The 15,927-nt window shown below is 75.3% G+C and carries 13 protein-coding genes; 9 read left to right on the plus strand and 4 right to left on the minus strand.

Translation table 11 applies throughout. The features are described from left to right. Positions 1–127 precede the first annotated feature (127 nt). The 6 genes from AC067J_RS31070 to AC067J_RS31095 all read left to right on the plus strand — a co-directional run bounded on the left by AC067J_RS31070 (position 128) and on the right by AC067J_RS31095 (position 6,886). Positions 128–2,497: an MMPL family transporter gene (locus AC067J_RS31070; RefSeq protein WP_478304823.1), complete on the plus strand. Its 2,370-nt coding sequence runs from the start codon at positions 128–130 to the stop codon at positions 2,495–2,497. 357 nt (positions 2,498–2,854) lie between these two features. Further along, a complete protein-coding gene (locus tag AC067J_RS31075) occupies positions 2,855–4,048 on the plus strand; it encodes a sensor histidine kinase (protein ID WP_478304825.1) in 1,194 nt (397 codons plus the stop codon). After that, positions 4,045–4,728, plus strand: coding sequence for a response regulator transcription factor (locus AC067J_RS31080; RefSeq protein ID WP_478304827.1), 684 nt, complete (start codon positions 4,045–4,047; stop codon positions 4,726–4,728). The genes AC067J_RS31075 and AC067J_RS31080 overlap by 4 nt, the downstream gene beginning before the upstream one ends. 157 nt (positions 4,729–4,885) lie before the next feature. Further along, on the plus strand, positions 4,886–5,752 hold the full coding sequence (locus tag AC067J_RS31085) for a GNAT family N-acetyltransferase (RefSeq protein ID WP_478304829.1): 867 nt from the start codon (positions 4,886–4,888) through the stop codon (positions 5,750–5,752). Between the two features lie 174 nt (positions 5,753–5,926). Then, positions 5,927–6,400, plus strand: coding sequence for a hypothetical protein (locus AC067J_RS31090; protein ID WP_478304831.1), 474 nt, complete (start codon positions 5,927–5,929; stop codon positions 6,398–6,400). 15 nt (positions 6,401–6,415) lie between these two features. Beyond that, positions 6,416–6,886, plus strand: coding sequence for a hypothetical protein (locus AC067J_RS31095; RefSeq protein WP_478304833.1), 471 nt, complete (start codon positions 6,416–6,418; stop codon positions 6,884–6,886). Between the two features lie 71 nt (positions 6,887–6,957). Here AC067J_RS31095 and AC067J_RS31100 read toward each other — a convergent pair whose 3' ends face one another. Continuing rightward, the gene (locus AC067J_RS31100) at positions 6,958–7,419 is read right to left on the minus strand and encodes an N-acetyltransferase family protein (RefSeq protein WP_478304834.1); all 462 of its coding nucleotides are present in this window, start codon (positions 7,417–7,419) and stop codon (positions 6,958–6,960) included. 227 nt (positions 7,420–7,646) lie between these two features. Here AC067J_RS31100 and AC067J_RS31105 point away from each other — a divergent pair, with 227 nt between their 5' ends. From AC067J_RS31105 to AC067J_RS31115, 3 genes are all read left to right on the plus strand, one after another. Then, complete coding sequence (locus AC067J_RS31105; protein WP_478304836.1) at positions 7,647–10,091, plus strand: penicillin acylase family protein; 2,445 nt, start codon at positions 7,647–7,649, stop codon at positions 10,089–10,091. 550 nt (positions 10,092–10,641) lie between these two features. Further along, a complete protein-coding gene (locus AC067J_RS31110) occupies positions 10,642–11,244 on the plus strand; it encodes a carbonic anhydrase (RefSeq protein WP_478304838.1) in 603 nt (200 codons plus the stop codon). 151 nt (positions 11,245–11,395) lie between these two features. After that, entirely contained in the window at positions 11,396–12,865 is a 1,470-nt protein-coding gene (locus AC067J_RS31115) for a SulP family inorganic anion transporter (protein ID WP_478304840.1), read from the plus strand. A gap of 87 nt (positions 12,866–12,952) precedes the next feature. On the opposite strand, the gene AC067J_RS31120 is transcribed toward AC067J_RS31115, so the two are convergent. The 3 genes from AC067J_RS31120 to AC067J_RS31130 are packed head-to-tail and all read right to left on the minus strand — an operon-like array spanning position 12,953 to position 15,895. Then, a complete protein-coding gene (locus AC067J_RS31120; RefSeq protein ID WP_478304842.1) occupies positions 12,953–13,969 on the minus strand; it encodes an ABC transporter ATP-binding protein in 1,017 nt (338 codons plus the stop codon). Continuing rightward, positions 13,948–14,823, minus strand: a complete 876-nt coding sequence (locus AC067J_RS31125; RefSeq protein WP_478304872.1) for an ABC transporter permease — start codon at positions 14,821–14,823, stop codon at positions 13,948–13,950. Before AC067J_RS31125 ends, AC067J_RS31120 begins: the two co-directional genes overlap by 22 nt. Positions 14,824–14,851: 28 nt before the next feature. Then, complete coding sequence (locus AC067J_RS31130) at positions 14,852–15,895, minus strand: ABC transporter substrate-binding protein (protein ID WP_478304843.1); 1,044 nt, start codon at positions 15,893–15,895, stop codon at positions 14,852–14,854. Positions 15,896–15,927: the final 32 nt, after the last annotated feature.

Genomic DNA, 15,927 nt, shown 5'->3' on the forward strand with positions numbered 1-15,927 from the left:
CCCGAGCAGCACCCGAACGCGCAGTGCCCTGCCCGGGACCCGCTCCCGTCCGGAACCCTGTCCGCCCGGGACGCCCGTCCGGAACCCTGTCCGCCCCGCACGTCACACCGAAGGAGTCCGCTCTCCCGTGGCCACAATCCTCTACCGCCTGGGCCGATGGTCCTTCCTCCGGCGCCGCCTGGTGGCCCTGCTCTGGGTCGCCCTGCTGGCCGCCGTGGGAGTGCTGGCCGCCAAGGCGCCGGCCGCCCCGGACGACGGCTTCGCCATGCCCGGCACCGAGGCGCAGAAGGCCTTCGACCTGATGGACGAGCGCTTCCCCGGTGCCTCGGCCGAGGGCGCCTCGGCCCGGCTGGTCTTCGTCGCGCCGTCCGGACAGAAGATCACCGCAGCCCCCAACCAGCAGGTGGTGGACCGGACGGTCGCCGAACTCGCCGGTACCGAGCAGGTCACCGGCGCGGTCGGCCCGTTCCAGGCCGGCGCGGTCTCCAAGGACGGCACCACCGCCTACGCGACGATCAGCTACAGCGAGAAGCCGGGGGCGGTCGCCAAGACCGCCACCGACAAGCTGGAGCTGGCCGCCCAGCACGGGCGCGACGCCGGGCTCACGGTCGAGATCGGCGGCACCGCGCTGATGCCCGGTCCGGAGGCGGGCGGCTCCACGGAGGCCGTCGGCATGGCGATGTCCGCGGTCGTCCTGGTGATCACCTTCGGCTCGCTCCTCGCCGCCGGGCTGCCGCTGCTCACCGCGATAGTCGGCGTCGGGCTCGGGATCGCCCTGATCACCGCGCTCGGCAGCACGCTCGGCCTCTCCAGCACCACCAGCACGCTCGCGATGATGCTCGGCCTCGCGGTCGGCATCGACTACGCCGTGTTCATCGTCTCCCGCTACCGCGCCGAGCTCCTGGAGGGCCACGAGCCGAAGGAGGCCGCCGGACGGGCGGTCGGCACCGCCGGATCCGCCGTGGTGTTCGCCGGGCTCACGGTGGTGATCGCGCTGGCCGGTCTCTCCGTGGTCGGCATCCCGATCCTCGCGAAGATGGGCATGGCGGCGGCCGGCACCGTCGTGATCGCGGTCCTGGTCGCGCTCAGCCTCGTCCCGGCGCTGCTCGGGTTCCTCGGCCGCCGGGTGCTGCCCCGGCGCGAGCGCAACGGTTCGCGCTCCGGCTCGCGTGCCGGCGCCCGCGCCGGGTTCCGCTCCCGGGGCCGTCGCGCTGCCGCCCAGACCGCCCAGGCCGTCCAGGCCGCCCAGGCAGGCGCCGCGGGGCCGGACACCGCCCCCGCGCCGGGCACCGCCCGCCGGCGTGACAACGGCGGCACCCGCTGGGCCCGCTTCGTGCTGCGCCGCCCCGTCGCCGTCCTCCTCGGCGGGGTGATCGGCCTCGGCATCCTGGCGGTGCCCGCCCTCGACCTCAGGCTCGGCCTGCCGGGCGACGAGGCCAAGCCCACCTCCACCACCCAGCGCCGCGCCTACGACCAGCTCTCCGCCGGGTTCGGCCCCGGCTTCAACGGCCCGCTGACCCTGCTGGTCGACGCCAAGGGCGCGCCCGACCCGAAGGCCGCGGCCGAGCAGGTCGGCAAGACCGTCGCCGCGCTTCCGGGCGTGGTCGGCGTCTCGCCGCCGATGTTCAACAAGGCCGGGGACACCGCCCTGGTCAACGCGGTGCCGGCCACCGGCCCGAGTGCCGCCGAGACCACCGAACTGGTCCACACGATCCGCGACCGGGCCCCCGGCCTGAAGACCGCCACCGGCGCGACCGTCCTGGTCAGCGGCCCCACGGCGATGAACATCGACGTGTCGCAGAAGATGACCGACGCGCTGGTGCCCTACCTCGCGGTCGTGGTCGGCCTCGCCGTCCTGCTGCTCCTGGTCGTCTTCCGCTCGGTGCTCGTCCCGGTCAAGGCCGCGGTCGGGTTCCTGCTCTCGGTGGCCGCCGCGCTCGGCGCCGTCGTCGCGGTCTTCCAGTGGGGCTGGCTCGCCGAGCTGATCGGGGTCGAGCAGACCGGCCCGGTGATGAGCATGATGCCGATCTTCATGGTCGGCGTGGTCTTCGGCCTGGCCATGGACTACGAGGTGTTCCTGGTCACCCGGATCCGTGAGGCGTACGTCCACGGGGAGGAGCCGGGCGAGGCCGTGGTCACCGGCTTCCGCCACAACGCCCGGGTGGTGACCGCCGCCGCGCTCATCATGATCAGCGTCTTCGCCGGCTTCATCGGCATGGACGAGTCGATGATCAAGATGATGGGCTTCGGCCTGGCCGCCGCCGTCGCCTTCGACGCCTTCGTGGTCCGGATGGCGATCGTGCCCGCCGCCCTCGCCCTGCTCGGCCGCCGGGCCTGGTGGCTGCCGCGCCCGCTGGAGCGGATCCTGCCCGACATCGACGTCGAGGGGGCCCGGCTGCAGACGCCGGCCCCGGCCCCGCAGTCCGCGGTCGGCACCGACGCCGGGCCCGGGACGGCGGCGGACGCCGGACAGGACCGGGACTCGGTGCGCGTCTAGCGCGGGGCCCGGACCGTCCCGCCCGTCCGTTCACGCCCCGGTGTCGGGGGCGTGAACGGACGGCGGCCCGGCCCGGCCTCCGGTTCGCCGGGCCGACCGGTCAAAATGGTATGAACCGCGCCAACGCGTCCACCCGGACGTACCCGCCCCGACCGGACGCACCCGCCCCACCGTCCGCCACCCGCACCGGCCCTACTGCACCTGCAGTACGGCACCCGTCCCACTGCGGCACCGGCACCAGCACCAGAAGCACCAGCACCACCCGCACCACCCGCACCGCCTCCGCACCACGCACCGAACTGGCACACCCCCGGCCGAGGGAGCCGCCAGGGCACCCCCGGACCTGGAGAAGCGAGCATGACCGACACCTGGCTGCGCCGAGCCCGCCGCTACCCCCGCCTGCTCGACTCGCTGCTCGCGCTCGGGCTGCTCGTCGTCACCGCCGGGTCGACCCTGACCGACCGGCTCGGCAACCACGTCGACCCCGACCCGGCCGCCCTCACCCTGGCCGTCCTCACCAGCGCCGCCGTGCTGGCCCACCGCCGCCACCCCTGGGCGGTCCTGGCGGCGACCCTCGCCGGGGGCCTGGCGATCTGCTTCACCGTCGTCCAGCTCACCCCGGGCATCATCGCCCCGCTCGTGGCCGCCCTCTACTTCGTGGCGGTGCACACCGACCGCACCACCGCGCGGATCGCCACCGGCGTGGTGGCCGTGCTGGTCACCATCGTCACCGCGATCAACGAGCCGGGCGGACCGATCGGGGCCAAGATCGGCGTCATCTCCTGGATCCTGCTGCCCGGCGCGATCGGCGACTCCGTCCGCAACCGCCGCGCCCACCTCGCCGCCATCGAGGAACGCGCCGAACGCGCCGAGCGCACCCGCGAGGAGGAGGCCCGCCGCCGGGTCGCCGACGAGCGGATCCGGATCGCCCGCGACCTGCACGACGTGGTCGCCCACCACATCGCCCTCGCCAACGCCCAGGCCGGCATCGCCGTCCACCTCCTCGACCGCCACCCAGCCCAGGCCCGCGAGATGCTCAGCCACCTCACCGACGCCACCGGCTCCGCGCTGCGCGAGCTCAAGGCCACGGTCGGCCTGCTGCGCCGCGCCGACGACCCCGAGGCCCCGCTCGAACCCGCCCCCGGCCTCGGCCGGCTGCCCGACCTGATCGACTCCTTCGAACGCGCCGGCCTGCCGGTGCGGCTCGCCGTCGAGGGCGAGCCGCAGCCGCTCTCCCCGGGCGTCGACCTGACCGCCTACCGGATCCTCCAGGAGTCCCTGACCAACGTGGCCAAGCACGCCGCCGGAACCGCCGCGGCCGTCACCCTGACGTACTCGGGCAGCCGGGTCCTGCTCACCGTCGCCAACGACCGGCCCGCCGTCCGCCCCCGCCCCACCGGGCTCGCCGGCTACGGCCTGATCGGCATGCGGGAACGGGCCGCCGCGGTCGGCGGCCGGCTCACCGCCGACCACCGCCCCGGCGGCGGCTTCCTGGTCTCCGCCGAACTGCCCCTGCGCACCGCCGCCCGAGAGGACAAGGACCTCCGATGACCATTCGCGTGCTGCTCGCCGACGACCAGACACTGCTGCGCGGCGCCTTCCGCGTGCTGATCGACGCCGAGGACGACATGGAGGTGGTCGGCGAGGCCGCCGACGGCCGCGAGGCGGTCGAGCTGGCGAGGTCCACCCGGCCCGACGTCGTCCTGATGGACATCCGGATGCCCGGCGTCGACGGACTCTCCGCCACCGCGGCGATCTGCGGCGACCCGGACCTCGCCGGTACCCGCGTGCTCATCCTCACCACCTTCGAGATCGACGAGTACGTCGCCCAGGCCCTGCGCGCCGGGGCCGGCGGCTTCCTGGGCAAGGACGCCGAACCGACCGAACTCCTCGGCGCGCTGCGCCGGGTCGCGGCCGGCGACCCGCTGCTCTCGCCCGCCGCCACCCGCGCCGTCATCGAGCGGCTCCTCGCCCACCCCGACCCGGCCCGGGCGCCCGCCGGGGTCCCCGAGCGCCTCGCCGCGCTGACCGCCCGCGAGCGCGAGGTGATGGCGATGGCCGCGACCGGTCTCAGCAACGAGGAGATCGCCGCCCGCATGTACGTCAGCCCCTTCACCGTCCGTACCCACATCCACCGGGCGATGGCCAAGGTCGAGGCCCGCGACCGGGCCCAGCTCGTCGCCCTCGCCTACCAGTCCGGCCTCGTCGCCACGCCCCGCCCGCCGAAGTGACGCGCCCCGCCCCGGGCAGTACGCAGCCGTCGGCGAGAGTGGGGTGGCCGGAGAGGCGAACCGGAGAGGCGAAGCTCGGTCGGGCCGCGCCAGGAGAGCCGCCCGTGAGCCGGTTAATGGGTTGCGGACCGCCGGGACGGGGTGTCGGATCCCGGCTATGACGATTGTGCTGGGAACGCCGGCTGTGGGCGGGGTGCGCGAGGCGATGGGCGCGCTGCGGGAGTGGCAGTACGAGGGAGCGCCGATGCAGCTGCATCCGGGGGACCTCGGCTGGAACCATCGGCTCGGAACGGCCGAGACGGCCGCGGTGGTGCGGACCTGGAGCCGGGGCGGACGCATCCTCGCCGTCGGGATGCTTGACACGCCGACGGTGTTCCGGATGACGGTCGCCCCCGACGTCCACCGGGACGAGGACTTGGCGCGGCGGCTCGTCGAGGACCTTTCGCTGCCTGAGCGCGGCGTGCTGCCGGAAGGAGCCGTGTCCGTCGAGGCGCCGCTGGGCCTGCTGCTCCACGACCTGCTGACCGAGGACGGCTGGGGCGTCGACGAGCCGTGGACGCCGCTCTTCCGCGACCTCGCGGAGGCCGTGGAGGACCCCGGCGCGCGGATCAGGGAGATCGGCCCGGAGCAGGCGCAGGACTTCGCCGACGTGCTGCGGTCGGCGTTCGGCACCTCGCGGCCTACGCGCGAGTACTGGCACGCGATGTCGGCGGGGCCGTTCTACGCCGACGCCCGCTGCCTGGGCGCCTACGACGACCAGGGCCGCCCGGCGGCGGTGGTCACGGTCTGGTCGGCCGGCCGGGGGAAGCCGGGACTGGTCGAGCCGATGGGTGTCCACGAGGACCACCGCGGTCGCGGGTACGGCCGGGCGATCACCCTCGCCGGGGCGGCCGCGCTGCGGGAGGCGGGCTCGTCGAGCGTTCGTGTGTGCACACCGAGCTCCAACGTCGGTGGCGTCGCCACGTACAGGGCGGCCGGGTTCGGGGCGAGGCCGGAGATCGGCGACCGGATCCGCCAGGCCTGACGCCGATGCAGCCGGGGCCCTTCGATCCGGGGCGTCCGCCGGGCGAGCTGCCGACAGCTACATTCGGTGCGGGGGGCTCGTCATTGGCAGCGGCTGGCGAGGGCGCGGTGTCGACGGTGGCGGCGTCATCCGGCCGAGGGCGGGCCGAAGGGCGGGCCGGAGTGGGGAGGGACGATGACGGGTCGGGCGTGGGTGTGGGAGGTCGCGGCGGAGCGGGCGCCCGACGGGTGGGTCCGGGTGGCGGTGTCGGTGCGGGGGAGCGGGCACCGGGTGCACGGGCTGTTCCGGGACGGGGACGGTCCGACGGCCCAGGTCGCGTGCCGGTCGGGGGAGGGAGTGCCCGCCGTGGTGCTCTGCGCCGGGCGGACCGACCCGCGGGACCGCTGGACGGTGACCGACCGGGCGGGCCGGACGTACCCGGTCGAGGACTGTGACGCGGCCGGCCTGTGGGTCGGTGTCGCACTGGTGCCGGCGGCCGCGCGGTGGGTCGCCGTGCGCTGCGTGGACGCCGCCGGTGCCACCAGGGTCGAGCACCGCGGGGCGGTCCGGCTCCGCCGGTGGAACCCGTTGCGCCGGCGGCCGAGCGCGCGCGGGTTCGCCGCGTACCGGGAGCGGTCGGGTGGAGCGGCCGCCGGCGAGGGCGGCTGACCGCCGGTCAGGCGGATGTCACGATTCCTCGGGGCCCTGACGACGTTCGCCGTCGTGCTGGCCGGGCTGGTCCTCCTCACTCCGCCGGACCTGGCGGACGCCGTCCGCGACGGCCGCCGGGACTTCGCGGTGGCGGCACCGGCGGTCGCCCTGGCGTCCGTCGTCTACATGCTCGTGCCGCTGCCGATCCTCGACGTCCTCACGCTGAGCACGCCCCTGGTGGACTTCACCTGGTCCTGCCTGGTGGCGGCGGCGGTCCTCGCGATCCGCTGCGCCGCCGCGCGCCCGGACGTGCTGCACGTCGCCGGGGCGCCCCTGGCGGCCGCGACGCTGGCCCTGGCCCTGGCGCTGGCCCTGGCGCCGGCCGCCGCGCCGGGCATGCTCGTCTCGATCTACTCGGCCGCCCTCGTCCTGGGCGCCGCCCTCGGCGCGGCCGCCTTCGGGGTGCGCCGCCTGCTCACCAGGAGGCGCTCGCAGGAGTCCTGACGGTTCCGACGGTCCCGGCAGCACCGCACCGGCCCCCCTGGCGGCGACACCACGGGGGCCGGTGCGCGTGTTCAGCCGGCCGCCGGGGCGGCGGGGCGGCCGGCCGTCCGGACCCCCGGCAGGCCGAAGGCCGACATCTCCTTCTCCTCGTACGACAGGAACCCGAGCGACCGGTGGAACGCGTGGTTGCGCCGCCCCTCCGGGGTGGACTCGTGGTCCGTCGAAAGGAGGAAGAACCGGCAGTGTACGCACCGCTCGATCAGGTGCTCCATCAACGCCCGGCCGACGCCCCGGCGGTGGTGGTCCGGGTGGACCAGCACGTCCTGGACGTAACAGACGGCCTCGTCGTCCGAGACGGTCCGGGCGAGCCCGAGCAGCCGGCCCGACTCGTCGCGGGCGGTGATCACCAGGTGGGAGTCGGCCAGGCCACGCATCATCCGGTCGACGCCGTCGGTGTAGCCCTCCCACTCGACCGAGCTGTACAGCCCGACCATCCCGTCCCGGTCGAACCCGGTCTCCGGCGCGACGATCACGCGGCCTCCCCCGTTCCGGTCCGGGCGCCCCGCGCGCCGGCCCCTGATGATCATTTCCGGCATCCGCCGTCGGCACGGGCGGTTCGCGCAAGGACGGCGCCCTGCCCGGCCCCCTACCCGGGGCGTACGCGCGTACGCCGGGTGGTCGAGGCCCGAATCCTTCCCCGGGCCGATGCCGACCGGGCGTCACCCCCGGCAGCGTGAGGGGCATGACGACGAGGACGAACATGAGAGAACGTCAGATCAGCAGGTACTTGCGGCGGTTGACCTCGGGTGTGGTGTCGCTCGGACTGGCGTCGGCCATGGCGGTGGCGCTGTCACCCGGTTCCGCCCGGGCGGCCGACACCGAGCTCGGCGCCGACCGCGGCGGAGGCTACACCGCCAAGATCCGGCGGACCGAGTTCGGCGTCCCGCACATCGTCGCCCGCGACTTCGGGGGCCTCGGCTACGGCTACGGCTACGCCTTCGCCCAGGACAACCTCTGCCAGCTCGCCGACCAGGTGGTCACCCTGCGCGGCGAGCGGTCCCGCTACTTCGGCCCCGACGGGACCTCCGTGGGCGGCCCGCCCAACCTGGTGAGCGACACCTACCAGCAGGGGCTGCGCCGTTCGGGAACGCTCCAGCGGCTGCTGGACCGCCCGCCGCCGCTCGGCCCGACCGACGAGGCGCGCCGGCTGGCCCAGGGATACGCGGAGGGGTACAACCGGTACCTGCGCGACACCGGGGCCGACCGGCTGCCCGACCCGTCCTGCCGGGGCGGTGCGTGGGTCGGGCCGATCACCGCCGAGGACGTCTGGAGCGTCCTGCTGGACCTCAACACCCGTGCGGCCAGCTTCAAGGGGACCGTGGGCTCCGCCGTACCCGGGGGCGGTGCCGCCGCCCCGGGCGCCACCGCCCCGGGCCCCGCCTCCGCCCAGGCCTCCGCGGCTTCCGCCCCGGCCTCCGCCGGGTCCGGCTTCGGCCTGCCCAGGGCGGACGCCACCCCCGACCTCGGCAGCAACTCCTGGGCGATCGGCCGCGACGCGACCCGCAACGGCAACGGCCTGCTGCTCGCCAACCCGCACCTCGAATGGGTCGGCGGCGAGCGCTTCTACCAGGCCCAACTGACCATCCCCGGCGTCCTGGACGTCGCCGGCGCCGGACTCTACGGCACCCCGTTCGTCGAGATCGGCCACACCCGCGGCCTCGCCTGGACCCACACCACCAGCTACGCCGACCACGGCACGATCTACCGGCTCGCGCTCGCCCCCGGCGACCCCACCGCCTACCTGGTGGACGGCAGGGCCGAGCAGATGGTGCGCCAGACCGTCCCGGTCACCGTCCGGGCCGCCGACGGCACGCTCTCCACCGTCGACCGGACGCTCTACCGCTCGCGCCACGGCTTCGTCCTCGGCGCCGACTGGGGCGCCGAGTACGCCTACACCGTCCGTGACCCGAACGCCGACAACCTCCGCTCGCTGAACGAGTGGCTCGCGATCTCCCGGGCCCAGAGCCTCGACGAGCTCAAGCAGGCCCAGCGCACCTACCAGGGCGCCCCGTGGATGTACACCACGGCCGTCGACTCCAGCGGGACCACGTACTTCACCGACTCCTCCGCCGTCCCGCACCTGACCGACGACCAGCTCCGGCGCTGCGCCGTACCGGACGCCCCCGCCGGCGGCGTGCTGGACGGCTCGACGACGGCCTGCGACCCGGGCAGCGACCCCGACGCGCTGGTCCCGGGCGTCTTCGGCCCCGCCGGCCACCCGGCGCTCACCCGCACCGACTACGTGGCCAACGCCAACAACGGCCCCCACCTGACCAACGCCGCGGCGCCGCTCGACGGCCTCCCCGCCGCCTACGACAACGGGACGCGGCTCTCCCTCCGCCCGCAGCTCGGCCTGCGGATGATCGCCGACCGCCGCGCCGGCACCGACGGCCTCGGCGCCGCCGGCTTCACCCTGAACTCGCTCCAGGCCGCCATGTTCGGCAACCGCGTCCAGAGCGCCGAACTCGACCGTGACGACGCGGTGGCGCTCTGCCGCGCCCACCCCGTGCTCACGGCGGGCGACGGCACACCGGTCGACGTCCGTTCGGCCTGCGACGCCCTGGCGGCCTGGGACACCCGCGCCGACGCGGACAGCCGCGGCACGGTGCTCTGGCAGCAGTTCCGGACCGGCCTGGCGGCCGACCGGACGAAGAGCTGGCAGACCGTCCCGTACGACCCGGCCCAGCCGCTCACCACCCCGCGCGGGATCGACGCCGGGAACGCCGTCGCGCAGCGCGCCCTGGCCGACGCGGTCCGCGGGCTGGCGGCCCGCGGGCTCCCGGTCGACGCCCCGATCGGCCTGGTCCAGCGGTGGGCCGGCATCCCGCTGCACGGCTGCTCCGGCCAGGCGGGCTGCTTCAACGTGCTCACCGCCGGGCCCGGTTCGGGCGCCGGCGGCGGCACCTACCCGACCGACCCGGGGAGTGTCCCGCACGGCTCCAGCTTCGTGATGGCCGTCGAGCTGACCGGCGGCGGCCCGCGGACCCGCACCCTGCTCACCTACGGCCAGTCCGCCGACCCGGACTCGCCCCACCACACCGACCAGACCCGCCGCTACGCCCGCAAGCAGTGGGTGACCGAGCGCTTCACCGAGGCCGAGATCCGCTCCGCCCCCGGGCTCACCGTGACCACCCTGTTCCGCTGATCGCCCTGCGGCGGTCGGGTCGTGGCCGGGGCCGCGCCCGGGGCCGGGGCCGTGCCCGGGGTCGCCGGGCCGACCGATCGACCAGCCGGCCGGCCGACTGACCGTCAGCAGGCCGCCGGGCCGCCACCGTTCATCGAACGGCGGCGGCCCGGCGGCGTGTCCGGCCGGGGCGTGCGTGTGCGGAAGGGGCGCGTACCGCCGGTCACGCAACGATTCGTCAGGGTCGGTCCGGGGGAACGCCGGACCCCGCGCCCCCGCGTACCAGGTCACACCCTGCGCTCTGCCATCCGGGGTAACAGGATGTTAACCGGATCGGCACGATCCGTGCTCGGAATGCGCTTTTGCCCTCCCCATACCCGTGTTTTACTAACTCTTGACGCGTCATCAGGTCACCGGGGGGACACCGAGGGTCACTGGCGTGCGGCGCTGTGGCATGCCCACGACGCCGCCCGTACCCGCCCGCCGGAGGCATCTGGTTCCGACGTGCCTGCCCGTCCACCGCCCCTCCCGGCCGAGGCCGAGAGGGTCACCGAAGGAGGCATCCACCCTCATGGAACCGCTCATCGACCGGGCCCGGGCGTTCCCGCAGCGCGCGGGCGACACCGGCCGGGAACTCACCGGCCTCGCCGCCGGCCAGACCCCGCAGGCCCTCTTCATCACGTGCTCCGACTCGCGCGTGGTTCCCGCCCTGATCACCGGCGCCGACCCCGGCGACCTCTTCGAGCTCCGCACCGCCGGCAACATCGTCCCCCTCTACCGGGCCGACGGCTCCTCGGGCGAGGCCGCCACCATCGAGTACGCGGTCGAGGTGCTCGGCGTCCGCGACATCGTGGTCTGCGGACACTCGCACTGCGGCGCGGTCGGCGCCGTGGTCCGCGACGAGGACCTCAGCGTGGTGCCCGCGGTCCGCGCCTGGCTGCGCCACGCCGACCGGGAGGCGCTCCGCGCCGACGACACGGACGTGTTCGACCCGACCGTCGCCGGCCCGGTGCAGCGCCACGTCCTCGCCCAGCTCGACCGGCTGCGCGGCTACCCCGCCGTCGCCCGGCGGCTGGTCGACGGCGGGATCAGACTCCACGGCTGGTTCTACGAGATCCACACCGGCCTGGTGCTCGCGCACCGGGCGGACGCCGGCCTCTTCCTCCCGCTTTGAGCCGGGCCCCCGCGACGGCCCGCCGCGTGGACGTCCACGCCCGCGCCGCCCGCGGCCGGACGCCTCGCACCCGGGCCCTGCGCAGCCGCACGGCCCGCGGCCGAACCGTCCCCACCGTCCCCGTCCGCACCACAACTCTCCCGAGGACCCGATGACTCGTCGTCCCGCCCTTCGGCTGAGCACTCTGCGCTCCGACTTCGCCGCCTCCCTCGTCGTCTTCCTGGTCGCGCTCCCGCTCTGCGTGGGCGTCGCCGTCGCCTCCGGCGTGCCGGCCGAACTCGGCCTGGTCACCGGCATCGTCGGCGGGCTGGTCACCGGGCTGATGCCCGGCAGCAGCCTCCAGGTGTCCGGCCCCGCCGCCGGCCTGACCGTGCTGGTGTTCGCCGCCGTCCAGGAACACGGCCTCGCCACCCTCGGTGTGATCACCGCGGTCGCCGGCCTCCTCCAGCTCGCCATGGGAGCGGCCCGGCTCGGCCGGCTCTTCCGGGCGATCTCCGTCTCGGTCGTCCAGGGCATGCTGGCCGGGATCGGCCTCGTCCTGATCGCCGGTCAGCTCTACGCGCTGGCCGACGCCAAGGGACCGGCCGGCGGCCCGGCGAAGCTGGCCGGTCTGCCGGACCTGGTCGCCGACGTCGCCGGCAGCCCGCGTTCACTGGCCGCCGCCGCGGTCGGCGCCGGAACGGTGGCGGTGCTGCTGCTGTGGCCGAGACTGCCCGCCCGGGTCCGGGTGGTCCCGGCCCCGCTCGTCGCCGTGGCCGCCGCGACGGCCGTCACCGCGCTGTTCGACCTCCCGATCGCCCGGGTCGAGGTGGCGGGACTGGCCGGGGTGATCGACCTGCCCGGCGCCTCCGACCTCGCGGCGCTCGGCAGCGTCGGCGTCCTGGGCACGGCCTTCGCGTTCGCGCTGATCGCCTCCGCCGAGAGCCTGTTCAGCGCAGCCGCCGTCGACCGCCTGCACGACGGCCCGCGCACCGACTACGACCGCGAACTGCTCGCCCAGGGCGTCGGCAACACCCTCTGCGGGCTGCTCGGCGCGCTCCCGATGACGGCGGTGATCGTCCGCAGCGCCGCCAACGTCCAGGCCGGCGCCAAGACCAAGGCATCCCGGGTGCTGCACGGCCTCTGGCTGCTGCTCTTCGCCGCGCTGATCCCCGCCGCCCTGTCGGCGATCCCGCTCGCCGCGCTGGCCGGGGTGCTGGTGCACGCGGGCGCCAAGCTGGTGCCGCTCCGCTCCCTGCGCCCGCTCTGGCGGGCCGAGCGCGGCGAGGCGGCGATCCTCGCCGTCACGGCGGTGGCGATCGTGGTCACCAACCTGTTGGAGGGCGTGCTGCTCGGCCTGCTCCTCGCGGTGCTGAAGAGCGCCTGGGACACCTCGCACCTCCAGGTCTCGGTCGCGGACGCGTCCGACGGGGCGGTCCAGGTGGTGCTGCACGGCAACGCGACCTTCCTGCGGCTGCCGCGCCTGCTGGAGACCCTGGAACAGCTGCCCGCGGACCGCCCGGTCCGGCTCGACCTGTCCGGGGTGCGCCACCTCGACCACGCCTGCCGCAGCGCGCTGGAGCTCTGGCAGGAGCGCCACAACCGCAGCAGCTCGGCCGAGTTGGTCGGCCTGCCGGCCTGAGGAGTGCTCCGCGGGTCGGCGAGCCGACCGGTGGCCCGGTCCGCCCGGTAGGACGGGACGGGCCACCGGCCGTCGCTCACCCGCGCCTCACTCCTCCACGCCGAGCGCGGCCAGCAGCTCGCCGCGCAGCTCGCCGCGCAGTTCCCCGGGGTGCCTCGGGAGCCCGCCGGTCGAGCCGCCGGCCGAGGCGCCGGTCGAAGTCCCGGCCGAAGTGCCGGACGGAGTACCGGCCGAGACGCCGGCGGCCGGCCGCAGATCGTGCGAGATCCGGCCCTCGGTCAGTACCAGGACCCGGTCCGCGAGCGCCAGCGCCTCGTCGATGTCATGCGTGACCAGCAGCACGCACGGCCGGTACCGGGCGCAGAGCCGCCGCAGCAGGGCGTGCATCCGCAACCGGGTGAGCGCGTCCAGGGCGCCGAACGGCTCGTCCAGCAGCAGCAGTTCAGGCTGCCGGACGAGTGCCCGGGCGAGCGCCGCGCGCTGCGCCTCGCCGCCGGACAGGACGGCCGGCCAGTCGCGCTCGCGGCCGGCCAGGCCGACCTCGGCGAGCACGGTCCGGCCGGTCTCCCCGGCGTCCGGGCCCCGGAGTCCGAGCACCACGTTCTCCAGGACGCGGGCCCAGGGCAGCAGTCGGGCGTCCTGGAAGACCACCGAGACGCGGTCGGGGACGTCGGCCGTGCCGGAGCCGGTCGCGCCGGGCGCGTTCCCGCGGCGGGTCCCGCCGCTGTTCCCGACGCTGTTCCCGCGACCGCTCCTGCGGTTGTCCCCGTGGTCGTACCCGTCCAGCCGGCCGAGGGCGCGCAGCAGGGTGGACTTCCCGGAGCCGCTGTGGCCGAGCAGTGCGGTGAACTCGCCCGGCTCCAGGTCGAGATCGACGCCGTCCAGGACGGTCCGGCCGCCGAACGAGCGGGTCAGCCCGCGCAGCCGGACGGCGGGCCCGGCGGTGGCCGCGTCGACCGCGCCGGATCCGTCGCCGGATCCGGCGACGGTGCTCGGGCCGGAGCCGGCAGCGGTACCGGTGCCGGTGCCGGTGCCGGTGCCGAGGCCTGAGCCGGTGCCGGTTCCCGGGACGGGCCCGGCGGTCAGGCGAGTGTGCGGCGCCATGCCAGCGCCCTCCTTTCGAGCAGGCGGACCAGGGTGTCCGAGAGCAGGCCGAGCAGGCCGTAGACGACCAGGCCGACGACGATGACGTCGGTGCGGCCGAAGGTGCGGGCCTGGGTCATCAGGTAGCCGATGCCGCTGGAGGCGTTGATCTGCTCGCTGACCACCAGCACCAGCCAGGAGATGGTGACCGACATCCGCAGTCCGGTGAAGAAGCCCGGTGCGGCCCCGGGCAGGGCGATCCGCCGCAGGAACCCGGCGGGCGTCAGGTCGACGGTCTGCGCCAGCTCCGCGTACCGGGGGTCCAGACCGGTCAGCCCGGCGTGGGTGTTGAGGTAGACCGGGACGAGCGTGCCGAGCGCCACCAGGATCACCTTGACCTCCTCGCCGATGCCGAACCAGAGGATGGCGAGCGGCACGAGCGCCAGGATCGGCAGTGAGCGGACGAGCTGCACCGTGCCGTCGATCAGCGCCTCGCCGATCCGGCTGAGCCCGGCGGCGAGCGCGAGCAGCAGCCCGGCGGCCACACCGAAGCCGAGTCCGAGGACGGCCCGCTGCAGGGAGACGAGCAGGTGCTCCTGGAGTTCGCCGGCGCGGACCAGCTCGCCGAAGGTGGCTGCGACGTCGGAGGGCGGGGCGAGGGTCTGCGGGTCGAGCAGCCCGGTGGCCGAGGCCAGCCACCAGAGGGCCAGCAGCAGCACCGGTCCGAGGGCACGGGCGAACGGGATCCGGCGGCGCGGCCTGCCCACCGGCCGGCGGGGGCGGCGGGGCCGGTCGGCGGGGCCGGGCCCGCCGGGTGGGTGCGGGCGGGCGGGTGCTGACGGGGTTGCGGCGGACGGGGTTGCGACGGTCACGATGGTCCTCTCGGGGGAGCGCCGGTGCCGCTCAGCCGGCCAGGGCGTGGCGCTGGACGGCCTCGAAGCGGCGGTCGAACTCGCCCGACACGTCGAGCTTCCCGGGGAGCGCGCCGGCGCCCGCGAGGAGGTCGGCGATGGCCTGGTGGTCGGCGAGGGCCTGCTCGTAGGAGGGGAACGCCGCGGTGCCGGTGTTGCGGAAGATCTGGGTCCCGGTGGCGGCGGGGATGTTCTGCTTCTTCACGTAGTACTGGTCGACCCATTCCGCCTCGTTGGCGTTCTGCCAGGTCAGCGCCTTGGTCCAGCGGCCGGTGAGGTCGGCCAGCGCGGCCGCCTTGGCCGGGTCGCGGAGGGTCCTGCCCGGGGTGATGAGCAGCAGCAGACCGCTGGTGAGGTCCTTGTCGTCGGTGATCTCGTGCGCGCCCTTCTCGGCGTTGGGCAGCAGGTACTTGGAGGCGAGCGGCTCGGTGAGCGCGGCCGCGTCGATCTGGCCGCTCTGCAGGGCGGCGGGGATGTCCAGGACCTGGAGGTTGACCAGGGTGACGTCGGTGGTCTTCAGCCCGGCCCGCTTGAGCGCGTTGAGGACGGCGGGCTGGAAGGTGGTGCCCTCGGTGTAGGCGATCTTCTTGCCCTTGAGCTCGGCGACCGTCCTGGCCGGGTTGCCGGGGGAGGTGACCAGGTGGACGGCGGAGCGGCTGGTCTGGGCGACCCCGACCACCTTGACGTCCTGCTGGGCGGCCTGGGCGAAGATGGCGGGCGTCTCGGAGACGATCCCGAGGTCCAGCGAGCCGGCCCGGAAGGCCTCCAGGATCGCCGGGCCGCCCTGGAAGGCGCTGTAGCCGAGCTTGTAGGCCGTGCCCTGGTCCTGGCCGGAGGCCTTGAGCAGCACCTCCAACTGGGCGTTCTGGTCGCCGATCCGGACCTCGGTGCCGGCGGGGACGGCGGTCGGCAGCGGCTCCTGCGGGGCGGGCGCGGCGCCGGAGGCGGAGCCGGTGGTCCGCCCGGTGGAGGCGCAGGCGGTCAGGGCGAGGGCGGCGACGGCGAGTGCGGCGGCGAGGCGGCGGGGGCGGTGCATGGGTGGAACTCCTCTGTCGGTGCGATGGGTTG

It is taken from the genome of Kitasatospora sp. NPDC042419 (genome assembly GCF_056437345.1).